Here is a 24917-nt window from a genome sequence, read left to right as displayed (position 1 = left end):
CTTTTATTTTTTTTCACTTGCAAATTCAATAATATTCCAATAATCATTTAGCCTTGAAAAAAAATCGATATTACTTCCGTTTTCAACAGGTTTCCTTAGATATCCTGCTATATTTAAATTTAAAGCGGCAACTTTATTTTCTTCATTATTTGTTTTTGTTATCACAAACACCAATATTGATTTTAGATCGGGATGATTCCTTATTTTATGTAATAACTCCATTCCGCTGCTACCATTCTGATTGATATCAATCAGAATAATTTTAGGGGTCGGGGATATTTTATGATCACCCTGAAGTAGTGACCAAGCTTCATTTTCGCTTTCCGCAAAATGCAACATAGCTCCTATACACAGTGTTGAAAAAGCATTTTTAGTACTAACAACATCAATTTTATCACTATCTATCAACAAAATGTTTGAGCAAATCATATCTTAATTTCTATTAATTGTTACATTTCACATAATTGCCAAAAATTCTTTAGCGTTGCCACAGATGAGATGAATTTTTCAAAGGACAATGGTTTTAGGATATATCCCGCTACGTTCAAATTATAGGCTTCAATTTTATCGCTGTCCTCATTTGAGGTCGTCATCACAAATACCGATATGTTCTTAAGTTTCTCCGTCTCCCTCAATACTTTAAGAAATTCGATCCCATTCATCTTAGGCATATTAATGTCCAAAATAATGATTCTTGGCAAGGGAACAATGGAAGTATTTAGCATCTCCAATGCTTCGACCCCGTTACCAGCGACAAAAAGTGGATTTTGAATGTTGTTTTTTGAAAACGCCCTTTTAACATTCATTACATCAACCTCATCATCTTCAACCAATAAAATATTTACTAATCTATTTGTCATAACTTTAATTTTTATCTGCTTATTGTTTTAGGCCAATTAAATTTAAAAAGGGACCCCTTATTTATAGTTGGAGCATACTCTAATGTTCCTCCAACCACTTTTAAAATTCTGTTCGAAATTGTTAATCCTGCACCAGTTGTATCAACCACATCTTTTGAATTTACGGTGTAGAATATAGAAAAAATCTTATCCTGCACCTCTTCTGGTATCCCGGGTCCATCATCAGAAATTGAAAATATATAGTCTATATCATTTTCGATTACTTCAATAGTCACATTCTTCTTTTCTTTATCATGGAATCGAATCGCATTATCCAACAAACTAAATACCACTTTTTCCAGTTTTTTCCCTAAGGTAATGCATTTTTCGTCTTTAATATGATAGGCAATGTGAAATTCTACATTTGACCTATTATCTAACATTTCCACGCAATCATTAACTAATTTTGGAATATTGACTTCATATACTTCCATTTTAGTACTATTAATTCTTGAGATCTCAAGTAGAGCATTCATCATGTTTTCAAGACGTCCTACCCTATTCTTCAACAAACTAAAATTATCTAAAATATCCTGATCTACATTACTACCTAAGTCATCTTCAATCCAATTTGCAATGTTAACAATAGCCCTCATTGGGGTTTTTATATCATGTGACACTATATAAACAAACTCTTCATATTCCTTTTTAAGAGCATTTAACTCTTCCTCATAGTTACTCTTTAACTCCTTCATATCCATTTATTTGGGAAGCGTAAAAATAAAACTTGCTCCCTTGTTTTCTTCTGATTCGATTTTGATACTTCCTCCTTTTTCTTCGATTATCTTCTGAACGATTGATAATCCGATACCTGTACTTTCCTTTTTATCTCGAGCTTCGATCGTTTGAAAGACTTTAAATACTTTCAAATGGTACTCTTCAGCAATTCCTGGTCCATTATCTGTAATGGTAAATTGATGAAAATTAGGCAGAGAATCATAATAGCATTTTATTATTCCATGTGTTTTGTCATTGTACTTGACTGCATTGCTAATTAGGTTACTGAAAACCTGATACAATAAAATATTCGCTTCGTTAATTATAGGGAAATTTTCAGCTATAGTAATTTCAAACTCATTCTTTGGCACTAATGTTTCTGCAATTTGATGTAACATCAATTTTACATTTACTTCTTCTGTCGCGATTTCTGTTCGCCCAATGCGAGAATAATCTAAAACCCCGTTGATTAGATTTTCCATTCGTTGCACACGTCCTCGCAAAAGGCCAAAATTATCGCTAACCATCTTTGGCATTTCTGGCATATCTTCGACAATCCACTCTGAAAGGTTATTTATGGCTCTTAGCGGAGCCTTGAGATCATGCGATACAACGTAGGCAAATTGATCTAGTTCTTTATTCTTTTTTTCAAGATCTACTAATACATTATCTAAATTTTCTTTGGCTAATTTTTGATCCGTAACGTCAGAGCTTATAGCAATATATTGATATGGTTTCCCTTTATTATCCAAAAATGGAACAATCGTTGAATTCACCCAATAATAGGAACCATCTTTCGCTCTGTTTTTGATATCTCCTTTCCAGACGTTCCCACTGGCTATAGTTGACCAAATATTTTTTATGAATTTGTTTAATTGATACTCAGGGTTGTCAACATAGTGGTATCTCCCGATAAGTTCGTGCTCTGAATACTTAGATATGGAACAAAAATTTTCATTAACAAAAGTAATTACACCCTTATGGTCTGTAACTGTAACGATGGAAGATTCGTCTAGTGCTGCTCTGATATCATTTACTTCTTTAGACTTTTCTTTAATTTTTCGTTCAGCTATAGTTTTTTCTGTAATATCCTGAATAGAACCTTTAAGTCCAATCACTTTTCCTTGCTCATTCTTAAAAGGTCTCCCTATTTCTGCTATATACTTTATTCTACCATCGGGAAGTAAGATTCTATAATTAGTACTAAAGTCTTTGTCTCCTTTTATATTATCTAAAATCTGCAAATCAGCGGGAAATATTCTTGCCCGATATGCCTCAAATAGTTTATCAGAACTTAATTCTTCTAGTTCAAATATGCTATAATGTCCTTTAGACCATACAAGATCAGTGGTAGCTAAATCAAACTTCCAACTTCCTATTTTTGCTATACTTTGCGATTCGTCTAATAAGGTATTGCTATTTATTAAATTTTGCTCCACAAGCATTTTCTCAGTAATATCCTGAGTACTTCCTTGTGCAGCAACTACTTCCCCAAATTCATTTTTAATAAGTTGGCCTAATGTTAAAACATATTTCACCCTATTGTCTGAAAATTCGATATCGGTAAGAAACTCAAAATTCTGACCTGAAGCAACACTTTTTGCTATTGCTGCATCAAGTCGAGTCAGTGTTTCGGGGCGAAGTAGTTTTCTATATTCCTCAAATAACTTATTGGCAGGCAATTCGTCAAGTTCGAAAATTTTATAATTCCCCTTGGACCAAATTAAATCCTTTGTGACTAAATCAAATTTCCAACTTCCCGTTTTGGCAATACTCTGAGATTCGTCTAATAAATGATTACTATTTATTAAATTTAATTCTGCTTCTTTTTCTTTTGTAATATCCTTAGCAATTCCTAAATACCCTGTAACATCTCCTAAAACACTCTTAATGGGCGTAACCGATAATTGTATTGGAAATATACTACCATCTTTTCTTACATAAGTCCACTCATTCACATCAGCTAGCCCAGTCTTACATGCTTTAATAACGAAGGTTTCAAATTCAGGCTCCACCTTTTCTCCAAGCTCAAGAGTTAAATCTTCAGACCGTTGTATAACTTCATCTAAAATATGAAAAATAGCGGGAGAGGTCTTCCCTACCACTTCTGCGGCCTTATAGCCCAGTAATATTTCAGCCCCCCTATTAAATTCTTTAATAGTTCCATCTAACTCAGTTGCTATCATAGAAAATTCAGAAGCGTTTAGAATAGCCGTTAAATCTGCAGTAACTTCTAGAATTTCATTCTCCCTTTGTTTTTCAACCGTCATGTCCCTCGCAATACAATATAAATTTCCAGTAGCCGGATCTGGAGAGGTATTCCAGCTTAACACAATATATTCTCCATTCTTACATCTGTAGCGATTTTCAAAACTGATGGTCTTGTGTCCTAATGACAATTTCTCCACCTCTTTATAAGTGTCTTCTAAATCATCAGGATGGACAAAATCAACAAAAGCGGATCCTTCTAATTCTTCTTTTGAATATCCTAATACGGCCGTAAAAGCAGGATTTACTTTATGAAATAATCCACTCACATTAGCTATGCAAACCAAATCCTTTGAAAGTTCAATAAAATTCTGAAATTCTTTTTGGGTATTATATAAATCGACATTCCTCTTTCGTAGTTCCAATAATAAAACCACTTGATCTGCCAGTATTTTTAAAGACTTTCTTTGTTCTTCCTTTAATATTCTTGGCACTGTATCAATAACACAAAGTGATCCTAAATTAAATCCATCCGCATCTTTTAGAGTCGCACCAGCATAAAATCGAATGTCAGGATTCCCTGTGACTAATGGATTATCTGCAAACAATATATTTTCTAATGCATTATTTACCTCGTAAACCTCATCTTGCAAAATGGTAAATTGACAAAAAGAAATATCTCTGGCTGTTTCTTCCACCCCCAACCCTATACTTGACTTAAACCATTGTCTGTCTTTATCAACTAAACTGACTAAGGCTATTGGAGTTCCGCAAATATAAGAGGCCAACTGCGTTATTGCATCATACTCACTTTCCGGAAAAGTATCCATAATTGAATAGCTTTCAAGTGCCTTTAGACGGTCTTGTTCTTTAGAAGTAGTAGGAATTTCTTTCATGTAGAATGTTTTTTATATCCAATTAGAAAACGGGTAAATTCCTAATTAACAGTAATAATAAACTTTAATGTAGTACAAAAATAATTTTTTTTTATTAAATTAACAACTCCCTTTCCACTCATAATATTATTCAAAAATGAAATTAAAATAGACCAAATAAAATTAACATCAGATAATACTCAAAATTTAATATCTATTTTGTTTTAAACATGTCAAAAAATCCATCCTTTAAAGAAACAAAAAACAACAAAGCTTTAAAAACAAGCAACTTAACTACTTAATAATATTGACTTTCGGTTTTATTTTACTAAATTTATTAACCTCCTTAACCTATGCCAGCCAAAAACCAAAACATCCTTGTGAAACCATAGGTAGTCTTGCTATAAATATTTTAAACGAATCCTTATGAACAGTCATATTGTTAAAGTGATAAAAGCAGTGTATATCACCCATGATGTAAAGTGCTTTACAGTTGAAAAACCTGTTGACTTTGATTTTATACCCGGTCAGGCAACAGAAGTATCCATAAACCAACCCTTATGGAAGAATCAATTACGCCCTTTTACCTTTACCTGCCGAAGGGATCAGAGCCAACTTGAATTTATGATAAAGATTTACCGAGATCATGAAGGCGTCACCAATATGTTAGGTAGAACGAATGCAGGTGCTGAACTGATTTTACATGATGTATTTGGGGCTATTCAATACAAAGGTCCAGGTGTTTTCATTGCTGGAGGTGCAGGCATCACCCCATTTATTTCAATCTTCCGTGACTTGTTCCATAAAAACAAAATTGAAAACAACAGCCTTATTTACAGCAATAAAACATCAGAAGACGTTATCATGGAGGACGAACTCCAGGAAATGCTAGGAGATAATTTCATTAAACTCTTTACCCGTCAAAATGTTTTGGGGTTCAGAGGTCGACGAATTGATCGTACCTACCTGATTGATCATATTTCCGACTTTGGACAGCATTTTTATGTATGCGGTCCAGCTAACTTCGTAAAAAGTATTACTAAAGACTTGCACGATCTAGGCGCAAACATGGATATTATAATAATCGAAATGTAAGTAAATTGCCCTTTCAAAAACGAAATTCCCTACCTCAAATCAAAAATTAAAACAAAATACTATTAACCAATTACTTACAACTAAAAAACGCGTAAATAAATAGTTTTTTTGTTTCCAAAAAAAATATATTCACTAAATTTACTATAAAGCGGACATCAAGAAGAAAATCCTACTACCTTCTTTTACAAATACCTACGGTCAAGTCGACATTGAAAATACTATTATTTGCCCTTTAGAATCCATTTACTATAATTCATCGTTTGTTCTCACTAATGCGTAAATTAAAATAAGTCATGGAAAATTCAAGACACATCCTATTTTTTAATAAAATTAATATAAACGACATCGAAAAAGTGGGCGGTAAAAACGCCTCATTAGGTGAAATGTATAATCAATTAAATCCGTTGGGGATTAGCGTCCCTAATGGTTTTGCCATAACTGCCGATGTGTACCGATTGTTTCGAAAAGAAAATAATATAGAATCGATTTTAACTAAATTACTACTTTCGCTCGATTCAGAAAATTATTCTAACCTTACGGAAATCGGAGAAAAAACACGGAAATACATTTTATCGGCCAGACTATCTCCCGAAATAAAAAAAGAAATCCAAACAGCCTACCAATTTCTTTGCAAACAAAGTGGCATTAAAAATCTAGCGGTTGCAGTGCGCAGCAGTGCCACAGCCGAAGATTTGCCAACAGCAAGTTTTGCTGGGCGAATGGAGTCCTATTTGAACATTAGCGGAGAGAAGCAGCTCGAGGAAGCCATCCATCGCTGCTATGCCTCTCTGTTTACGGACCGGGCCATAAAATACCGCCATGATATGGGATTCGCAAAGATGGATATTGCCATTTCTGTTGGTATACAACAAATGGTGCGAAGCGACAAAGCCTCCTCCGGTGTTGCCTTTACCATCGATCCGGATACTGGATTTCAAAACACAATCATTATTAATAGCAGTTGGGGGCTAGGCGAAAATATCGTAAAAGGAACCGTAACTCCTGATGAGTGGATGGTATTCAAGCCTACTTTGCAAAATAAAAACTTCAACCCCATACTGAAAAGGCATTGTGGCAGAAAAGAATTTACTATGATTTATGCAGGACAATCAAAAGAAACCTCTGCTGAAGAAACCACCCTAAATAATGAAACACCAATAGAAAGACAAAACCAATTTTCCCTACAGGACGAAGAAGTCGTCCAACTTTCAAAATGGTGTTATGCCATAGAAAAGCATTATAAAAAACCCATGGATATTGAATGGGCAAAAGACGGAATCAACAACCAGCTGTATATTGTTCAGGCACGCCCGGAAACGGTTTATGGAAAAGATAAAAAACAAGTTCGGAAGATTTACAAACTCAAAGAAAAAGGACAGCTAATTACCCAAGGAATCGCATTGGGAGACAAAATAGCATGTGGAAAAGCTAGAATACTTCATAACCCCCAAGAAGGAAACCAGCTGCTGGAAGGAGAGATTCTCGTAACAGACTTAACGAACCCCGATTGGGATCCTATACTAAAAAAAGCGTCCGCCATCATTACCAACAAAGGAGGACGCACTAGTCATGCTGCCATTGTTGCACGGGAACTAGAAACTGTCGCAGTGGTAGGATGTGGAGAAGCCACAACATCTATCAAAAATGGACAACAAATTACGGTATCCTGTGCCGAAGGTAAAGACGGAAACGTTTATGACGGCAAACTAAAATGGGAAATCACAGAACAGGATTTTAGTCAATTAGCTTTGCCGGAAACAGACCCCATGTTTATTTTAGCCGACCCAGAAAGAGCATTTGAATTGAGTTTTTACCCCAACAAAGGCGTTGGTTTAATGCGAATGGAATTTGCCATTTCTAATAGTATAAAGATCCATCCGCTAGCTTTGTGTGAGCCGGAAAAAATAACTGATTCGGATGTAGCGACCGAGATACATAATTTAACCAAAAGCTACGAAGACGGCAAAGACTATTTCATCGATAAATTGGCGGAAGCCGTATCCATCGTAGCAGCCGCTTTTTACCCTAAAGATGTCATTGTACGCATGAGTGATTTTAAAAGTAATGAATATGCTAATCTTATAGGAGGGAAATATTTCGAACCCGATGAGGAAAACCCCATGATTGGTTTTCGCGGTGCTTCTCGTTACTACAGTGATTTTTACAAAAAAGGATTTGCTTTGGAATGTGAGGCTATGAAAAAAGTACGCAACGAAATGGGGCTTCAAAACGTAAAACTAATGATTCCGTTTTGCAGAACTATAGAAGAAGGGAAAAAAGTAATAGCAGAAATGAAAAAAAACGGATTGACTCAAGGCGAAAACAATCTTGAAATATACGTAATGATCGAAATTCCGAGTAATGTGATTCTGGCTGACGAATTTGCCCAACTTTTTGATGGTTTTTCAATTGGCTCCAATGATTTGACACAGCTCACCCTTGGCTTGGACCGCGATTCAGCATTGGTAAGCTATTTATTTACCGAGGAAAACCCAGCTGTAAAGAATTTAATTCGAGAAACGATTCATGCAGCAAAACGTAACAAAATAAAAGTAGGTCTGTGCGGTCAGGCACCTAGTGATATTCCAAAATTTGCACAGTTCCTAGTAGAGGAAGGAATCGACAGCATTTCCTTTAATCCGGACGCTATGATAAAAGGAATTGAAAACATATTGGAAGCAGAAAAGAAAAATACGGTACGGTTGTAACCACCTAAAACAAATCAATTATGGAATCTGAATTCAAAAATAAAGTGGCAATCGTGACGGGTGGTTCCTTTGGGATTGGTAGGGCAACAGCTCTGGCTTTCGCCAAAAAAGAAGCCAAAGTCGTTGTGGTGGATTGGAAAGAAAATACCGAAACAATAGACCTCATTACAAAATCCGGCGGTGAGGCCCTGTTCATTAAATGCGATGTTTCTAAATCCTCTGATGTCAAAGCGATGGTAGAAAAAACTATTGCGACTTTTGGACGATTAGATTATGCTTTCAACAATGCTGGAATTGAGGGTGAGTCAGCTCCCGTGCAGGATTGTTCAGAAGAGAACTGGGACAAAACTATTGGAGTCAACCTGAAAGGAGTTTGGCTCTGCATGAAATATGAAATCCCCGAAATGATTAAACAAGGAAAAGGAGTTATAGTTAACTGCTCCTCGGTAGCTGGATTGGTAGGATTTTCTAGTTTACCTGCTTATGTAGCGTCAAAACATGGCGTTATAGGTTTGACAAAAACATCCGCATTAGAATGTGCTAAACTAGGAATACGTGTGAATGCAGTTTGTCCAGGAGTAATACAAACCCCTATGATTGATCGACTTACCGGAAACGATAAAGAAGCTATAGCACAATTTACTAATTTAGAACCTGTAGGCCGATTTGGCCAAGCTGAAGAAATCGCCAATGCTGTCATTTGGATGTGTTCTGACGGAGCTTCATTTGTGACCGGACATGCAATGGCTGTGGACGGCGGCTTTGTCGCCCAATAATTCATTAACTAATTTCATAACTGAAAACTATTTTATATGAATACTTTCGAAGTAAATTTAAGGGCAAAAAGTAAAAGAAAAGGTTTTTTAATTGAATCTATATTTCCACAAGATTCAGAACAAAAAGCAGTACTGGATTTGCAAAAAATAATGGAAGAAACCTGCTCACCAGAGCATTTACTTCTTGCTTCTATAAATAGTTGTCTAATGGCGAGCTTTTTAACCGCTATCGAAAACTCAACTATTCAAATTATAAGCTTTGAAAGTAGCTCCAGCTGCACAATTGAAACGATAAAAGGAACAGATACGATAACTGAAATTATGCTAAGACCAAAAGTAGTAATTCCCTATTTTCAAAATCCAGAACGAGTCAGATACATATTGGAAATGAGTAAAAATTCTTGTTTGATTCTTAACACTCTTAAAGCAAACATTCATTTAGATCCAGAAGTAAGTATTGAACTGACACTAATTTCTAAAGATGAGAAATATGATCATGCCGAAAAATAAAATAGCCTATCACTTATAAAATAACAAATTATGAAAATTCTAATGTACAGCGTTTATGACTTTGACAGACCATTTATCGAAAACGCGATACATGGCAAGCATCAATTAGAATATACTCAACAAGCTTTAAACGAAGATACTTTAAAACCAGCTGAAGGCTACGAAGGCATTTGCGAAAACGAATTAAACTAAATGTTCCTTTGCAAAATTTGTCCTTAATACCAGACATTAGGGTCAATTATAATTTTGTAAAAATGGCTCGTCGTTCGTTTCCCTATCTTATAATCCTATTAAAATTGAAGAAAGAGGGAAAGAAATAACTCTTAAAATAAACTCAAATGAATTGGCATTTACTTCCACTTTCCGAAGTATCCCGTTTACTAGATACAAGTTCGTCTGGACTTGAGCAAACAAATGCCTCAAAACGCTTGGCCGAATACGGGAAAAATAAGATTGTTGACAAGAAAACTAAGACCGTGATAGGTATTTTATTTAGACAATTGACCAGTTTTATGATTCTCATCCTTATTGTCGTAGCTATTATATCTGGTTTTATAGGAGGCATAACAGATACTATTATAATTCTAGCCATAATTCTAGTCAATGCGGGAATCGGTTTTATACAGGAATTCAAAGCCGAAAAAGCAATGCAAGCCTTAAGAAGTATCATACCAAACAAGACAAGGGTTATTAGATCCGGAAATACGATTGAAGTCCCTTCTGACAATTTAGTGCCTGGCGATCTAATTTTGCTCGAAGCCGGAAATAGAATTCCCGCTGATGTCCGTTTTGTTGAAACGCATCAAGTAAAAGTGGATGAATCGACTCTTACAGGTGAATCACATTCGGTAGAAAAAATAGTGGAACAATTAGCAAAAGGGGATTACCCCTTAGGAGACCGAGTAAACTTAGGTTTCAAAGGTACTTTTGTAACAAATGGACGCGGTTCTGCCTATGTAACTGCAACCGGTATGAAAACGGAACTCGGCCACATTGCTGAAATGATTCAAACACACGAAACATTAACCCCTTTACAAATCAGACTAGCCACTTTTGGAAAGCAATTATCCATTGTAATCCTCCTAATTTGTACTTCTATTTTTCTAATAGGCTGGCTAAGCGGTGAAGATATTCTGGCCATGTTATTAACTTCTATCTCACTAGCGGTTGCAGCCATCCCTGAAGCATTACCTGCTTTAGTTACCATTGCCCTAGCCTTTGGAGCCAAACGGTTAATAAAAAGTAATGCAATCGTTCGAAATCTTCCAGCAGTTGAAACATTAGGTTCGGTTACTTATATCTGCACCGATAAAACAGGAACGTTGACTCAAAATAAAATGACGGTACAGGAAATTTATGTTGTAACCGATATAAAAACTAAATCAGCCTTTTTCCAGCATAATGCATTACTCAATGCCATGGCTCTCAATAATGATGTCACACAAAAAAGTGATAATAAATGGTTTGGAGATGCAACGGAAATCGCGCTAGTCCAATATGCATTTAATGAAAAGGTGGAAAAAATTGACTTGGAAAAAAAGTTTCCAAGGGTCGCAGAATTTCCATTCGACGCATCCAGAAAATGCATGACTACAATTCATCAAACGGAAAAAGGATATATAGCCATTACTAAAGGGGCTGTAGATGCTCTATTACCCAATTTAATTAAAAATCAAAAGACTCTCCTTTATGAATTTGAGCAAAAAGCAGATAAAATGGCTAACAAAGGGTATCGCGTACTTGGATATGCAATAAAAGAAATCGATGAATTACCGGAGGTTCTAGACGTCGAAGTATTAGAATCCTCACTGCTATTTGTAGGATTAGCGGGAATGATCGATCCACCAAGGGAAGAAGCGAAACAAGCTGTTGCACAATGTAAAGAAGCAGGTATTATTCCTGTGATGATTACTGGTGATCATAAACTTACTGCAAAAGCAATTGCCATGGTACTTGGAATTATTACTTCTGAAGAAGACATCATATTGAGTGGATCCAAATTAGCTTCTTTAACGGATCAGCAGTTTAAAGACATAGTTGATAAAGTGCGCGTTTATGCCCGTGTCAATCCGGAACAGAAATTAAAAATAATCAAAGCTTTACAAGGCAAAGGCCATTTTGTAGCCATGACCGGTGACGGGGTAAATGATGCCCCTGCTCTTAAAATTGCTAATATTGGGATTGCTATGGGAGTCAATGGAACGGAGGTTTCCAAAGAAGCGGCCGACATGATATTATTGGACGATAATTTTGCCACCATCGTAATTGCTGTTAAACATGGACGAATGATCTTTGACAATATCTTGAAATTTATAAAATATATTCTCACGGGAAATTTCGGGGAAATATGTGCTATTTTTCTAGCGCCATTTTTCGGGTTGCCATTTCCTTTACTGGCAATCCATATTTTGTGGATAAATCTAGTAACGGATGGCCTTCCTGGATTAGCTCTGGCCTCTGAGCCGGAGGAATTGAACATTATGAAACATCCACCAAAAGATCCAAAACAAAATATTTTTACAAAAAGGATGGCCTATCACATTTTTTGGGTCGGATTTCTAATGGGCATGGTAACCCTTGGGACACAAGCATGGGCGATACAACAACAAATTCCACATTGGCAAACCATTGCGTTTACAGTCCTCTGTTTTAGCCAAATGGGACATGTGATGGCCATTCGTTCTAAACGGAATTCCCTTTTCACAATAGGTTTACTGTCAAATAAACCTCTCCTATGGGCATTACTAATTACCATAACATTGCAGTTACTGATTATTTATATTCCTTTTTGTAATGTTATTTTTAAAACCCAACCACTTACTGTTTTTGAATTAGCAGTAACCATTATCGCATCAACGGTCGTTTTCTGGGCAGTAGAAATAGAAAAATGGATCATTAGGCGAAATAGCAAGTATTATTAAGTTGCTATATTGCCAAGGAACAGAAAATATTCTAAACTTTATTTTTTTGAGTTTTGTAAAAAAAATGTCGTATTTTAGTATAGATAAAGAGAAGCCTCAATCTCTGCAGCCAACTTACAATTTATTGATTTTTAATTAATTGTGTGTTTTATTGCAATCCCTTTACAACTAACTGAATAAAAGATGAAAGGATCAATCAAACTGGGGACAATAGGAGGCATTGGCATATTTGTACATTGGACATTCTCATTACTCATCGCATTTATAATTTACATCAACTATAGGACAGGCTATTATGCAATACAAATCGTCTGGTCTATTGTGTTCATCCTTTGTATTTTTATAACCGTGTTTTTACATGAGCTTGGTCATTCTTTTGCTGCAAAATTATTTAATATAGGAACAAAAGACATTACCCTACTACCCATAGGTGGAGTATCCCGATTAGAAAGTCTTCCTGAGAAACCCAAAGAGGAGCTGATTGTCACTTTTGCTGGGCCGTTAGTCAATATTGCGCTTGCATTCATAACGGGGCTATTTATCAGTTTTCCAGCTACTTCAGAAGAATTTGCTCAAGAATTATCAACTGGTGTAAATGCTAGTAATTTTTTCCTTAATTTTTTTATCGTTAACATCATACTCGCTATTTTTAATTTAATCCCTGCCTTCCCAATGGATGGAGGAAGGATACTCAGAGCATTATTATCCTTTAAATTTGAAAGGCATATAGCAACAAAAATAGCCGCTAGGATAGGGCAATTTTTGGCGATGGGTTTTATACTTCTCGGTTTTCTATATAATCCCTTTCTGATTTTTATAGGCTTATTTGTCATTATGGGCGCCCAGATGGAAAGTAAACATGCCGATTCCAAATATTCCCTCCAAGGCTACAAAGTGAGAGATGTATTAATGAAGCAATATAGTACCATTGATGCTGGCGAACCCATAAAAATAGCAATCAATTTATTATTAGATTCCCAATCGAAAATTTTTTTGATTACTGAAAAAAATGAACCGATAGGAACATTAAATCGAGACCAAATTATAATGGCTCTTTCTGAAAAAGGAGAAAATAGTGTAATTCATTCTGCCATGAACAAAAACTTAATTTATTTGGACGTGGAAACACTTTTGGAAAATATCTTCGAATTGGTTTACAAAAACAAAAATAATTTAATGCTAGTCATGGAAAACAATGAACTAGTAGGTACATTAGACACCGAAAACCTTTTGGAGTTCCTATTAATAAAAGGGGTTAAATAAAAAAAGTCGATGCCAATTAATAACAACTTTACTGCTGCTCTTGAAAGCGTAGAATTAGTTCACAGTGGAACTGACTATTTTTCACGATTAGAACATATTATTCAAAACGCCAAATATGAGATTCACCTACAATTCTATATTTTCAGCAATGATTCTATAGGTACTAAAATTTTAGAAGAATTAAAAAAAGCAGCCAGCCGCCGGGTAAAAATATATATTTTGCTGGATGGTTTTGGTTCTTATTCCTTTTCAAAAGAAGTGATCGTTGATCTAAAAAAACTTGGTATCAACTTCCGATTATTTTCCCCTTTCTTTTCGGCAAACTCTTTTTACATTGGCCGAAGATTACATCACAAAGTAGTTGTAGCTGATGCAGAAGTAATCTTAATAGGAGGGATAAATATTTCGGATAAATATCATGGCACTCCTGCCAAAAAACCTTGGCTAGATTATTCCGTGCAGATAAACGATATAAAAATGGCAAAAGCGCTTCAATTAATTTGTTGGGATCTTTTTTTCAAGAAAAAATACCTATTCAAAAAAAAATTAGAATCCATTATACCTAGTCAAGAAGAAACGGTCATTCGCATTATTCAAAATGATTGGTTGAAAAGAAAAAACGAAATTTATGATTCTTACATCGATTCCTTTAATAATGCACAACAAGAAATAATCATAGTGGGGAGTTATTTTCTTCCCGGCAGAAGAATGACCAATGCACTTAAAAAAGCAGCAAAAAATAAGGTCAAAATTAAATTAATCCTCGCTGGCATATCAGATGTTACTCTTTCAAAAAGGGCAACCTACCATATATATTCCTCACTTCTAGAAAATAATATTGAGTTATATGAGTGGAATAAAACTATTTTACACGGAAAAGCAGCAGTTGTTGACGGTAGTTGGACTACTATTGGTTCTTTCAATCTAAATAATTTGAGCTCTTATGCGAGTCTTGAAATGAATGTTGAAATTAAATCTTCAGCATTTTCCAGCAGCTACATAAGGCATCTCAACGAAATAATAGCACAATGTCAAAGAATAACTCCGGAATCTCTTAAAAAAAGAAATACCATACCTTCTGATGTCATTAATTGGTTATCCTATTGGACCGCAAGAATGATCTTAAACATTGCGACCTATTTCCCTTATAAACGACTCAAAAAACTTTATTAAAATCCACAAACTGCGTAGCCAAAAAACTTAAATTAGATTGAATGGTTTTGCGATAAATTCAATAATTATTCAAGTAACTCACTTTTGTTAAATAATTGTGTGCTATTTTGCTGATTTTTTTGACAAGAATAACAATTTGTTAATATTATTTTTTGTAAGAAATTAGTAATATTTATATTTTTGCTTTTTTAATAAACTTATAAATATATGAAACACTTTTACTTAAGACAGCAGCTGCTATTAGTCGCAGTATTTTCTTTTTTAAGTCTTTTATCATTTGGTCAGGTTCCTTCCTATTACAATGGAACCAATATAAACCAAACGGGAAATGCCTTAAAAACAAGTCTTGCGACTTTAATTAGTAGTAATACCACTAACTTGAGTTATACCCCAGGAGTATGGGATGCGTTAAAACAAACAGACTTAGATCCGAATGACCCAAGTAAAGTTTTGCTTATTTATGGTTACAATGATTCAGATGCGGACATTACAAATGACAGAACTCGTTCAAAAGATCTAAACGGTGGAAATCAAGGAAACTGGAACAGAGAACACGTATTTGCAAAATCATTGGGTAATCCAAATTTAGGAACTACAGGACCTGGAAGTGATGCACATCATTTAAGAGCCTCAGATATAACATTAAACGCTACAAGAAACAACTACCCTTTTGGTGCTGGATCAGGTAACGCTACACTAGTTAACGGAGCCTACTGGTATCCGGGGGATGAATGGAAAGGTGACGTCGCTCGTATGATAATGTACATGCATTTGCGTTACGGAGACCAATGTGTACCAAGTGCAGTTGCTGTAAGCTCACAAAATTACAGCGCAGACATGGCAGATATATTCTTACAATGGAATGTTGAAGATCCAGTATCTCAAGTAGAAATTAATAGAAATACAATTTTAGAGGGAGTTCAGGGAAACAGAAACCCTTTTATTGACAATCCTGCATTTGCAACAACAATTTGGGGCGGACCACAAGCACAAAATAGATTTGACGGAAGTGTTACACTAGATACTGAAGCGCCAACTACTCCTGCAAATTTATACGCTACAAATACAACACAAACTGAGACTACATTATCATGGACTCAATCTTCTGATAATATAGGCGTTTTAGGATACAGAGTGTACAACGGTACGGCTCAAATTGGGTCTTCTTCAACTGCAAGTTATGTATTATCAGGGCTTACTACAAACACAAATTATAATTTGTCTGTAAAAGCATTTGATGCCGCAGGAAATGTTTCAAATTCAAGTAATAGTGTTTCAATTACAACAGTTGCAGGAACACCACCAGCTACTTCTGTAGTTTTTATGAATGAAATACATTATGATAATGCAGGAACTGATGTTGGTGAAGGAGTTGAAGTTGCCGGTACTGCTGGAACTGATCTTACTGGCTGGAGTATTATCCCTTATAATGGAAACGGCGGAGCACCATATACTCCAGCGGGAAGTTTATCAGGTATAATTCCAAATCAATCCAACGGTTTTGGAACCGTATTCGTTTCTATAAACGGGCTGCAAAACGGAGCTCCCGATGGTCTTGCATTAGTCAACAATCTAGGTAATGTAATTCAGTTTTTAAGTTATGAAGGTACTTTTATAGCTACAAATGGCCCTGCAAACGGAATGACAAGTACTGATATTGGTGCTTCTCAAACAGGGACAGAAGCAACAGGATTATCTTTACAATTAACTGGTTCTGGCACAAACTATACTGATTTTATATGGCAGAATGGTACTTCAAGTACATATGGAAATATAAATAACGGACAAGCATTCACAACTACTGCAGTTGTGTTAACCGCTCCTACAAATTTAGTTGCTAATAACATTACTAAAACAACAACTGATTTGTCTTGGGATGCTTCGAATGGAGTTTCTTATATAATTTTGAATGGAGCGACAGAAATTGCTGCTACAACGGCAACAAGCTTTTCTATTACAGGTCTAACAACCAATACAACTTATGCCTTCACCGTTAGAGCGTTAGACTCAGATGATAACACGTCTGATGCTAGTAATGAAGTTAGTGTAACAACACTTAATAATGACGTTACACCTGCACCTACTGGATCTGTATTTATCAATGAAATCCATTATGACAATGCGAGTTCAGATATTGATGAAGGAATTGAAGTTGCTGGTCTTGCTGGAACCGACTTAACAGGATGGAAAATCATCCCTTACAATGGTAATGGTGGCGCTTCTTATACTCCAGTAGGAAATTTATCAGGGACTATTCCAAATCAATTAAATGGTTATGGAACTGTTTCAGTGAGTATTTCAGGGCTACAAAATGGGGCACCTGATGGAATCGCATTAGTGGATGCTTCAAATACTGTAATTCAATTTTTAAGCTATGAAGGTAGTTTTACTGCTACTAATGGTCCTGCTGCAGGAATGACCAGTACTGATATTGGTATTGCTGAAGCAAGTACAGCTACAGTAGGAACTTCTCTTCAATTAGTAGGTAAAGGGACTCAGTACACTGACTTTATTTGGGAAGCTGCAGTTAGCACTTTTAGTAAAGTAAATGTGGGACAGAAATTTGGAGATTTAGTGTTTATCAACGAAATCCATTACGACAATGCAGGAACGGATGTTGGTGAAGCAGTTGAGATTGCTGGATATGCAGGAACTGATTTAACAGGATGGAGTATTATTCCTTACAACGGTTCGGGCGGGGCAAGCTATACTCCTACTGGCAACCTTTCAGGAATTATCCCCGACCAATTAAATGGTTATGGAACGGTATCTGTGAATATTCCTGGATTGCAAAATGGAGCTCCTGATGGTTTAGCATTAGTAGATGCTACTGGAAAAGTAATTCAATTTTTAAGCTACGAAGGTAGTTTTACTGCTACTAATGGTCCTGCTGCAGGAATGACAAGTACTGATGTTGGTATTGCTGAAGCAAGTACAGCAGCAATTGGAACTTCACTTCAATTAACAGGAGCGGGATATACTTATGCTGATTTTATCTGGCAAGCTGCCAACACTACTTTTGGAGCAATAAATTCCGGACAGTTTTTTGGAAATGCGGCTGATATAGTAGTCGTAATCCCAATTGCTGAGGCTAGAGCAAAAACAGAAGGGGAAATAGTGACCGTAACTGGTGTTTTAACTGTTTCTGATCAATTTTCAGGATCCGCTTATATACAAGATGCAACTGGAGCAATTGCTGTTTTCGATAAAACAGTTCACGGTACAGGACTTTTCAAAATAGGAGATTCAATTACAGTTACCGGTACAAGAAGTAACTATAGCGATCAAGCTCAAATTAGCCCAGTAAGCGCTGTTACCAATAATGGATTAGCCAATCAGCCTATTCAACCAATTACAATCACCTTGAGTGAAATGGTAAATCATCCTGCAGAATTAGTTCGTATCGAAAATACAACTTTCCCAAAACCAGGAGCAATAATGTTTGGTAATTCAAATACTGATATAACTGATGCAAGCGGTACAGCACAATTAAGAATCGATGCTGATGTGAATGAGCTAGTTGGTCTCGGTCAACCAGAAACTTGTTCTGAAATTATTGGTGTTGTGGGTAATTATTTTACTACACAACAACTATTACCAAGAATGAGAACCGACTTCCCTTGTGCAGATAAATTTCAACAATCAGGAAGTGATTTGAGTATTTCTAAAGATAAAACTTTGGATATCGCAACTTGGAACGTAGCTTGGTTTGGAGATGAAACCAATTCACCTGCAGCTGGAAAAACGGACTCAGATGCGATACAAAAAGAAGCTGTCAAAAACATATTGCAAACTTTAGATGCAGACATTTATGCTGTAGAAGAAGTTTCTGATGATACTTTATTAGCACAAATGGTAAGCGAAATGAATGATTACAGTTATGTATTATCTGAAGCTACTTCTTACCCCAATGATGCTTCTGGTCCTAAACAAAAAGTAGGATTCATTTATAAAAACAAAACAGTTGAAGCGGTTAGCACTAAAGTTTTATTAGAAACAATTCACCCTTATTATAATGGCGGAGATAATTCGGCTTTAGCCAATTATCCAGATGCTGATAAATCTCGCTTTTTTGCCAGCGGAAGATTGCCCTTTATGTTAACTGCAAATGTTACTATTGATGGTAACAAAAAGCAAATTAATATCATTGACTTACATGCTAGAGCAAATACTAGCGGTGATGCTCAAGGCAAATACGACATGCGTAAATTTGATGTTGAGGTCTTAAAAGACACATTAGATGCTCAATATCCAAATGCCAATTTAATTTTACTGGGAGATTATAATGACGACGTTGATCAAACGGTATCTGATGTTCCTACAACCATTTCATCTTATGCAGCGTATGTAAATGATGCTACAAATTATTTTATTCCTACAAAATCATTAAGTGATGCTGGATTTAGATCGTACGTAACGTATGAAAATATGATTGATCACATTACACTATCTAATGAATTATCTGATTTATATATTCCTGAATCTGCAAGAGTTCATTATGAATTTTACTCTAGTGACTATACAAAAACGGCTTCTGACCACTTCCCAGTTTCAGTGAGATTACAAATGAAACTAATGAATGTTGATCATTTAACTGTAACCAATGTTACTTGTAATGGTGAAGAAAATGGTACAGCAAGTATCGATGTTTCTGGAGGGATTCCTCCTTACACTTATACTTGGAGTACAGATGCTACTACAAATAACATTACAAATCTTGCAGCTGGAAATTATTCTGTTATTGTTAAAGATGCTTTAAACCATACAATATCAAAAGAGATTACACTTACTGAAGCCCCAGCAATTCAGATTCCAACAGCTGAAGATGTAACTGTTTATCGCGGATACAATGAAAAATCTTGTACTACGCTTACTGCTGAAGGAATTTCGGGTGGTGTACAACCTTATTCTTATGCCTGGAGCAATGATGCGACAACAAGTACTATCAAAGTGTGTCCAGAACAAACTACAACTTATACCCTAACAGTAACTGATGCTAATGGTTGCATCGCCCTTTCTGAAAGAACGGTAAACGTCGAAGATGTGCGTTGTGGAAATAACCCTAGAAATCCTAAAGTCGAAATTTGCCACAATGGAAAAGCTATTTGTGTTGATGAACATGCGGTAAAATGGCATTTAGCTCATGGGGATGTTTTAGGTAGCTGTTCAATAAATAATACCCCAATCAGCATTACAAACGTTAATGTGTATCCAAATCCATTTGTAAATGATGTAAATGTTAGCATTAACAGTTCTACAAATGGCAAAGTAGACTTCTTAGTTTACAATTTCTTTGGGCAATTAGTTAGCCAAACAACCCAAGAAGTAAGTGCTGGAAAATCAGTAACGAATTTAGAATTATCAAAATTAAGAAAAGGATTCTATTTCTTAAAAACGGTAGTGAACGGAAAAGTCAAAAACATCAAATACTTAGTAAAAAGATAATGGTTCCTACAAAATAGAGAAATAATATACTTTTTGTCTGAAATTAAAGCCTCCAAAATAATTATTTTGGAGGCTTTTTATCTTAAACTAACACTGTAAAAAAATCATTTAAAATAAGGGTTGTAAATATATTTTTTCGTAACTTTATTAAGCAGTAGTCAAACATAAGTAATTGATATAAAAATACTTATAAACAAAATACACTTAAACGAGACCAATTATACTTTCTTAAAATGGAAATAAATAAGCAGTTGAAACGAAAAAAAAAAGAAGAATGGATTTCAAAGGATTTGAAGAGTAAAATCCCAAAATTGGATAAGAAAACCATATACATCCCTCTTCAGAAAGAACTGCCTTTCTAATTCGTTTTTGACAATTTTGTCAGCCCAGCTAACACCGGAACGGTGAGTCACTGTTCTGTAATTGAATGCTTTTTCAAGCACTGGATTTAAAAGGCTCTCCGCAGAGCTTCGAACCTTTTAAACCCGTATTCCTAATTGGAGTGAGTGACAAAAAAGTCCTCACTCCATTAACGATTTTAACGTTATGGATTTTTCACACTACGAAGATACTTTTACAAAGGAAGCCACCAAAATGGGGTACAGTTCGCAGAAGATAGAACGCTGCTTGGATTATGCCGAAATATTATTTTCTAATGATGTCCCAGTGATTTATAATTCCTCCCATCTTGCGGGACTAATAGGATACAAAAAAGAATACCTAAAAAAAGCTGCTCTCCATACCAAATATTTTTATCGTGATTTTGAAATCCTTAAAAAGAACGGTCAAAAAAGAGCAATCTCGGAGCCCTTACCCAGTTTAAAAGAAATTCAGCAGTGGATTCTAAAAAACATACTATACAAACGTGCGGTCAGTGCTTTTGCCAAAGCCTATAAACCCAATGTGAGTCTTATCGAAAACTTAAAATTTCATAAAAACCAACCTAAAGTCTTCACCCTGGATTTAGAAAACTTTTTTCCCTCCATTGGCATCGAAAGTGTTGAAAAAGTCTTCACCGATTTGGGCTATACCAAAGGCATTTCCGATTTATTATCCAAATTATGCACTCGTGATGGAAGTTTGCCGCAAGGAGCTCCAACAAGCCCTTATCTTTCAAATCTCATTTTTGAAGACGCTGATAAAACCATTTCTGAATATTGCCTTGAGAAAAAAATAAGATACACCCGATACGCAGATGACCTGAGTTTTTCTGGAGATTTTGACGAAAAAGAACTGTTTAATATAGTGAATGAAGCTGTTGAGAAACTCAGACTAAAAATAAACCAAAGCAAAACAAAATTGATGACCCCTGACTCTAGACAAACCGTAACAGGAATTGTTGTAAATGAAAAGCCACAAGTCGTATTCCACAAACGCAACGCACTGAGACAAGCAATGTACTACATCCAGAAATTTGGTATTGATGAACATCGCGAATACAAAGAAATCAATCAAGCTAACTTCCTAGAACACATGATCGGAAAAATAAATTTTGTCCTTCAAATCAACCCAAAAGACACAGAGTTTATTGGTTACAAGTCCTATCTCAAAGAATTAAAAAAGAAAAGAGATGCAAGCGACAATAAAGCGGCCTCTTTGCTGATGTAATGTTATTTTTTCAATAGATAGAAACCAAACCTCCAAAACGTGCCCACGCGAGACTTTTCCGTTTTAAAGCTCTTGGCATTTTAGTTAGAAAACCAACATAAAGAATAGCCCCAACAATGAAAACAAAACTGGTACTTATTAAGATCTTACATACTTTGATTTGGGTAGTTTTCAATTTTGTGATTTTCTACATGCTGTATGCCGTAATTATAAACAAAGTAGACATTTGGCTCTGGATTGGATATGCATTAATAGTCTTGGAAGGCATCATCTTATTAATCTTTAAATTCTTTTGTCCATTAACCATTATAGCGCGCAAATATTCCGATTCCACAAAAGACAATTTTGATATTTATCTACCCAATTGGTTAGCAAAATACAACAAACGCATCTACTCAAGGATAATGATTCTTATAATTATCCTAACTATCTTTCAAGTTATAAAATGAAGCTTGAAGCAAAAAGAATTTTACTCTTTAGCTTTGAATCACACTATTTTATTACAAATAATTGAAGATTTTCAATACGAGCTAATTTAAAAATTCCATTTAATATGAAACCAAATAAACAATTACTTATTGAACTTTGGCAAGAAACCGGAGCTCACTTTACAAATAAGTGAAAACAAATTACAGAAAATGATTTAACAAAGAAACTAATTCCTTTTTCTTATAATTTTGAATTTCTTACACGTCATATTAGGGATGTGGAATTGCTATTTGCAAAAAACGTATTGGGATCTATTAATCTTAAGCTAATTATAAAAACAGATATTACAGAAAAAGATACTAGAGAATGGACTAATATCGCTGAATTAAAAGAATATTCTGATTATGTCTTCAAAAGCGTATTGGCAATTATCGAACAACAAACTGATGAAAATTGGGAATCCACAATTACAACAAAAGAATTTAGCTGTAAAACAAAAGTCGAAGCTTTTGGAATAATTATTTCTCGTACGGCATACTATTCCGGACAAATGTCTATCATAAATAAACACGGGAGCGTATGAAATTCGCATTATTTGATTGAAGTGATAAACTCAATTCTTTTAACATCTAAAAGAGTATAAACCCAAACAACCACCCTTATAACTTATTGAAATAAAACTATTTATTCTGTTTTATCCGTTAAAAATTGATTAAATTTGATAGTACATTTGTTCGAATTGGGCTATATCCAAGTATCAAAAAAACTGATATGTACAGCAATCATCAAACAATCTAAATGACATGGAAAACACAAAAAATAGTAATAGCTATTGACAATAAATCTGTCATTGAAAAATCGTGCTATTTGCTTTCAACTTTGAATAAATCACAAATCAAGATGGTCTTTTTATATGCTGATTATTTAAGCTAACCTATAGCTGCAGATTCAATTAAATGTCAAAAATTTACATAAACCAAGAAAACTTAAAATATCAAATAATAATTATAAAAAACATCATAAATGGCATTTATAGACTATTACAAAGTTCTTGAGGTGGACAAAAAGGCCACAGAAGCTGAAATAAAAAAGGCATATCGTAAGATGGCCCGAAAATACCATCCTGATTTAAATCCGAACAATAAAGAATCAGAAAAAAAATTCAAGGAACTAAATGAAGCCAACGAAGTATTGAGCAATGCCGAAAACCGCAAAAAATATGACGAATATGGGGAAAATTGGCAACATGCGGAACAGTATGAACAATCGAAAAGGCAGCAACAGCAGCAATATCAAGGAAATGGCCAACAAGGCGGTTTTGGAGGCTTCAGTGGCGGTGGCGATTACTCTGATTTTTTTGAATCTATGTTTGGCGATCAATCTGCTAGAGGAGGCAGTGGGCGACGCAGTCCTCAATTTAAAGGCCAAGACTTTAATGCTGAACTTCACCTTGACCTAAAGGAAGTCTATACTACACACAAGCGTACCTTAACCATTAATGGCAAAAACATTAGACTCACTATTCCGGCAGGGGTTGAAAATGGTCAGGTAATAAAAATTACCGGTCATGGTGCTGCAGGATCTGGCGGCGGTCCAAAGGGAGATTTGTATATCACCTTCACCATAGAAAATCACACTAATTTCAAGCGAGACAAAAGTAACTTATACTCAACAATAGCCCTAGATCTATATACCGCGATATTAGGCGGTGAAATTACAGTCGATACTTTTGACGGAAAAGTAAAACTAAAAGTGGCTATGGGAACGCAAAATGATACAAAAATAAAACTGAAAGGAAAAGGCTTTCCTATTTATAAAAAGGAAGGCGAATTTGGCGACTTATACATCAGCTATCAAATACAAATACCCACAACCCTTTCTGAAAAAGAGAAGGAACTATTCACCGAACTTTCAAAGTTAAGAACCATATGAGCACAGAAAACTTCATTCCCCTAGAAAACTTATGTACCCATTATAACGTGGAACTATCTTTTTTCTCTAATTTAAACGAAATTGGATTGATAGAAATCCAAATGGTTGAGCAAATCCAATATATTCATCAGGATTCCATTTATGAAATTGAGAAAATGATTCGAATGCACCAAGAACTAGATGTCAATCTCGAAGGTATCGATGTGGTATTTAATTTACTACAAAAAATAGATTCTTTGAAAGAAGAATTGACGGCTGTTAGAAACAGGTTGCGTTTGTATGAAAATTGAAAAAATAATTCCTTAGGTGTTAATTGAATAAAGAAATAGTTGTCATTTCTTTTAAAGCATACTGAAAC

At 35.2% G+C, this 24917-nt stretch carries 19 protein-coding genes; 15 read left to right on the top strand and 4 right to left on the bottom strand.

Annotated elements, in window-relative coordinates; genetic code table 11:
* Window positions 1-3 precede the first annotated feature (3 nt).
* From HJ01_RS12770 to HJ01_RS12755, 4 genes are read right to left on the bottom strand one after another with little or no spacing between them, the layout of a single operon-like run.
* A complete protein-coding gene (locus tag HJ01_RS12770) occupies window positions 4-408 on the bottom strand; it encodes a response regulator (RefSeq protein ID WP_238531092.1) in 405 nt (134 codons plus the stop codon).
* Between the two features lie 41 nt (window positions 409-449).
* Window positions 450-860: a response regulator gene (locus HJ01_RS12765; RefSeq protein WP_007138863.1), complete on the bottom strand. Its 411-nt coding sequence runs from the start codon at window positions 858-860 to the stop codon at window positions 450-452.
* Between the two features lie 11 nt (window positions 861-871).
* On the bottom strand, window positions 872-1594 hold the full coding sequence (locus HJ01_RS12760; RefSeq protein ID WP_007138862.1) for a sensor histidine kinase: 723 nt from the start codon (window positions 1592-1594) through the stop codon (window positions 872-874).
* 6 nt (window positions 1595-1600) lie between these two features.
* The gene (locus HJ01_RS12755; protein ID WP_007138861.1) at window positions 1601-4720 is read right to left on the bottom strand and encodes a PAS domain S-box protein; all 3120 of its coding nucleotides are present in this window, start codon (window positions 4718-4720) and stop codon (window positions 1601-1603) included.
* Between the two features lie 405 nt (window positions 4721-5125).
* Between HJ01_RS12755 and HJ01_RS12750 the strand changes: the two genes are divergently transcribed.
* The 15 genes from HJ01_RS12750 (at window position 5126) to HJ01_RS12690 (ending at window position 24849) form a co-directional block, all read left to right on the top strand.
* On the top strand, window positions 5126-5794 hold the full coding sequence (locus tag HJ01_RS12750) for an FAD-binding oxidoreductase (RefSeq protein ID WP_007138859.1): 669 nt from the start codon (window positions 5126-5128) through the stop codon (window positions 5792-5794).
* A 293-nt stretch (window positions 5795-6087) separates the two neighbouring features.
* Entirely contained in the window at window positions 6088-8502 is a 2415-nt protein-coding gene (ppsA, locus tag HJ01_RS12745) for a phosphoenolpyruvate synthase (RefSeq protein WP_007138858.1), read from the top strand.
* A gap of 20 nt (window positions 8503-8522) precedes the next feature.
* Window positions 8523-9278 (top strand): SDR family oxidoreductase, encoded by a 756-nt coding sequence (locus HJ01_RS12740; RefSeq protein WP_007138857.1) that lies wholly within the window; start codon window positions 8523-8525, stop codon window positions 9276-9278.
* A gap of 36 nt (window positions 9279-9314) precedes the next feature.
* Window positions 9315-9788, top strand: a complete 474-nt coding sequence (locus HJ01_RS17180; protein WP_007138856.1) for an OsmC family protein — start codon at window positions 9315-9317, stop codon at window positions 9786-9788.
* 30 nt (window positions 9789-9818) lie between these two features.
* A complete protein-coding gene (locus HJ01_RS17670; RefSeq protein WP_007138855.1) occupies window positions 9819-9980 on the top strand; it encodes a hypothetical protein in 162 nt (53 codons plus the stop codon).
* 146 nt (window positions 9981-10126) lie between these two features.
* Window positions 10127-12709 (top strand): cation-translocating P-type ATPase, encoded by a 2583-nt coding sequence (locus HJ01_RS12730; protein WP_007138854.1) that lies wholly within the window; start codon window positions 10127-10129, stop codon window positions 12707-12709.
* 183 nt (window positions 12710-12892) lie between these two features.
* Entirely contained in the window at window positions 12893-13972 is a 1080-nt protein-coding gene (locus HJ01_RS12725) for a site-2 protease family protein (protein WP_040473950.1), read from the top strand.
* A 9-nt stretch (window positions 13973-13981) separates the two neighbouring features.
* Window positions 13982-15145 (top strand): phospholipase D-like domain-containing protein, encoded by a 1164-nt coding sequence (locus HJ01_RS12720; RefSeq protein WP_007138852.1) that lies wholly within the window; start codon window positions 13982-13984, stop codon window positions 15143-15145.
* Window positions 15146-15352: 207 nt separating this feature from the next.
* The gene (locus tag HJ01_RS12715) at window positions 15353-20590 is read left to right on the top strand and encodes an endonuclease (RefSeq protein ID WP_007138851.1); all 5238 of its coding nucleotides are present in this window, start codon (window positions 15353-15355) and stop codon (window positions 20588-20590) included.
* Between the two features lie 233 nt (window positions 20591-20823).
* The gene (locus tag HJ01_RS17980; RefSeq protein WP_262487902.1) at window positions 20824-20952 is read left to right on the top strand and encodes a hypothetical protein; all 129 of its coding nucleotides are present in this window, start codon (window positions 20824-20826) and stop codon (window positions 20950-20952) included.
* A 184-nt stretch (window positions 20953-21136) separates the two neighbouring features.
* A complete protein-coding gene (locus HJ01_RS12710) occupies window positions 21137-22198 on the top strand; it encodes a reverse transcriptase family protein (protein ID WP_007138849.1) in 1062 nt (353 codons plus the stop codon).
* Between the two features lie 116 nt (window positions 22199-22314).
* Window positions 22315-22647 (top strand): hypothetical protein, encoded by a 333-nt coding sequence (locus HJ01_RS12705; protein WP_040473949.1) that lies wholly within the window; start codon window positions 22315-22317, stop codon window positions 22645-22647.
* Between the two features lie 179 nt (window positions 22648-22826).
* Window positions 22827-23210 (top strand): DinB family protein, encoded by a 384-nt coding sequence (locus HJ01_RS12700; RefSeq protein WP_202946664.1) that lies wholly within the window; start codon window positions 22827-22829, stop codon window positions 23208-23210.
* 440 nt (window positions 23211-23650) lie between these two features.
* Window positions 23651-24559 carry a DnaJ C-terminal domain-containing protein gene (locus tag HJ01_RS12695; protein WP_007138846.1) on the top strand — a complete coding sequence of 303 codons (909 nt, stop codon included), beginning with the start codon at window positions 23651-23653 and terminating at the stop codon, window positions 24557-24559.
* On the top strand, window positions 24556-24849 hold the full coding sequence (locus HJ01_RS12690; protein WP_040473948.1) for a chaperone modulator CbpM: 294 nt from the start codon (window positions 24556-24558) through the stop codon (window positions 24847-24849). The genes HJ01_RS12695 and HJ01_RS12690 overlap by 4 nt, the downstream gene beginning before the upstream one ends.
* Window positions 24850-24917: the final 68 nt, after the last annotated feature.

Source organism: Flavobacterium frigoris PS1 (assembly GCF_000252125.1).
In the GTDB taxonomy this organism is placed as follows: domain Bacteria; phylum Bacteroidota; class Bacteroidia; order Flavobacteriales; family Flavobacteriaceae; genus Flavobacterium; species Flavobacterium frigoris_A.
Note: the sequence above shows the minus strand (reverse complement) of the source record. Positions and strands in the feature narration are given on the sequence as shown.

Bases quoted from the DNA above. Each gene is read 5' to 3' on its own strand.
- ppsA (WP_007138858.1), top strand. From the start codon at position 6,088: ATGGAAAATTCAAGACACATCCTATTTTTTAATAAAATTAATATAAAC.
- HJ01_RS12730 (WP_007138854.1), top strand. From the start codon at position 10,127: ATGAATTGGCATTTACTTCCACTTTCCGAAGTATCCCGTTTACTAGAT.
- HJ01_RS12720 (WP_007138852.1), top strand. From the start codon at position 13,982: ATGCCAATTAATAACAACTTTACTGCTGCTCTTGAAAGCGTAGAATTA.
- HJ01_RS12715 (WP_007138851.1), top strand. From the start codon at position 15,353: ATGAAACACTTTTACTTAAGACAGCAGCTGCTATTAGTCGCAGTATTT.
- HJ01_RS17980 (WP_262487902.1), top strand. From the start codon at position 20,824: ATGGAAATAAATAAGCAGTTGAAACGAAAAAAAAAAGAAGAATGGATT.
- HJ01_RS17180 (WP_007138856.1), top strand. From the start codon at position 9,315: ATGAATACTTTCGAAGTAAATTTAAGGGCAAAAAGTAAAAGAAAAGGT.
- HJ01_RS12725 (WP_040473950.1), top strand. From the start codon at position 12,893: ATGAAAGGATCAATCAAACTGGGGACAATAGGAGGCATTGGCATATTT.
- HJ01_RS12765 (WP_007138863.1), bottom strand. From the start codon at position 860: ATGACAAATAGATTAGTAAATATTTTATTGGTTGAAGATGATGAGGTT.
- HJ01_RS12705 (WP_040473949.1), top strand. From the start codon at position 22,315: ATGAAAACAAAACTGGTACTTATTAAGATCTTACATACTTTGATTTGG.
- HJ01_RS12755 (WP_007138861.1), bottom strand. From the start codon at position 4,720: ATGAAAGAAATTCCTACTACTTCTAAAGAACAAGACCGTCTAAAGGCA.
- HJ01_RS12710 (WP_007138849.1), top strand. From the start codon at position 21,137: ATGGATTTTTCACACTACGAAGATACTTTTACAAAGGAAGCCACCAAA.
- HJ01_RS12750 (WP_007138859.1), top strand. From the start codon at position 5,126: ATGAACAGTCATATTGTTAAAGTGATAAAAGCAGTGTATATCACCCAT.
- HJ01_RS12695 (WP_007138846.1), top strand. From the start codon at position 23,651: ATGGCATTTATAGACTATTACAAAGTTCTTGAGGTGGACAAAAAGGCC.
- HJ01_RS12740 (WP_007138857.1), top strand. From the start codon at position 8,523: ATGGAATCTGAATTCAAAAATAAAGTGGCAATCGTGACGGGTGGTTCC.
- HJ01_RS12690 (WP_040473948.1), top strand. From the start codon at position 24,556: ATGAGCACAGAAAACTTCATTCCCCTAGAAAACTTATGTACCCATTAT.
- HJ01_RS12760 (WP_007138862.1), bottom strand. From the start codon at position 1,594: ATGAAGGAGTTAAAGAGTAACTATGAGGAAGAGTTAAATGCTCTTAAA.
- HJ01_RS17670 (WP_007138855.1), top strand. From the start codon at position 9,819: ATGAAAATTCTAATGTACAGCGTTTATGACTTTGACAGACCATTTATC.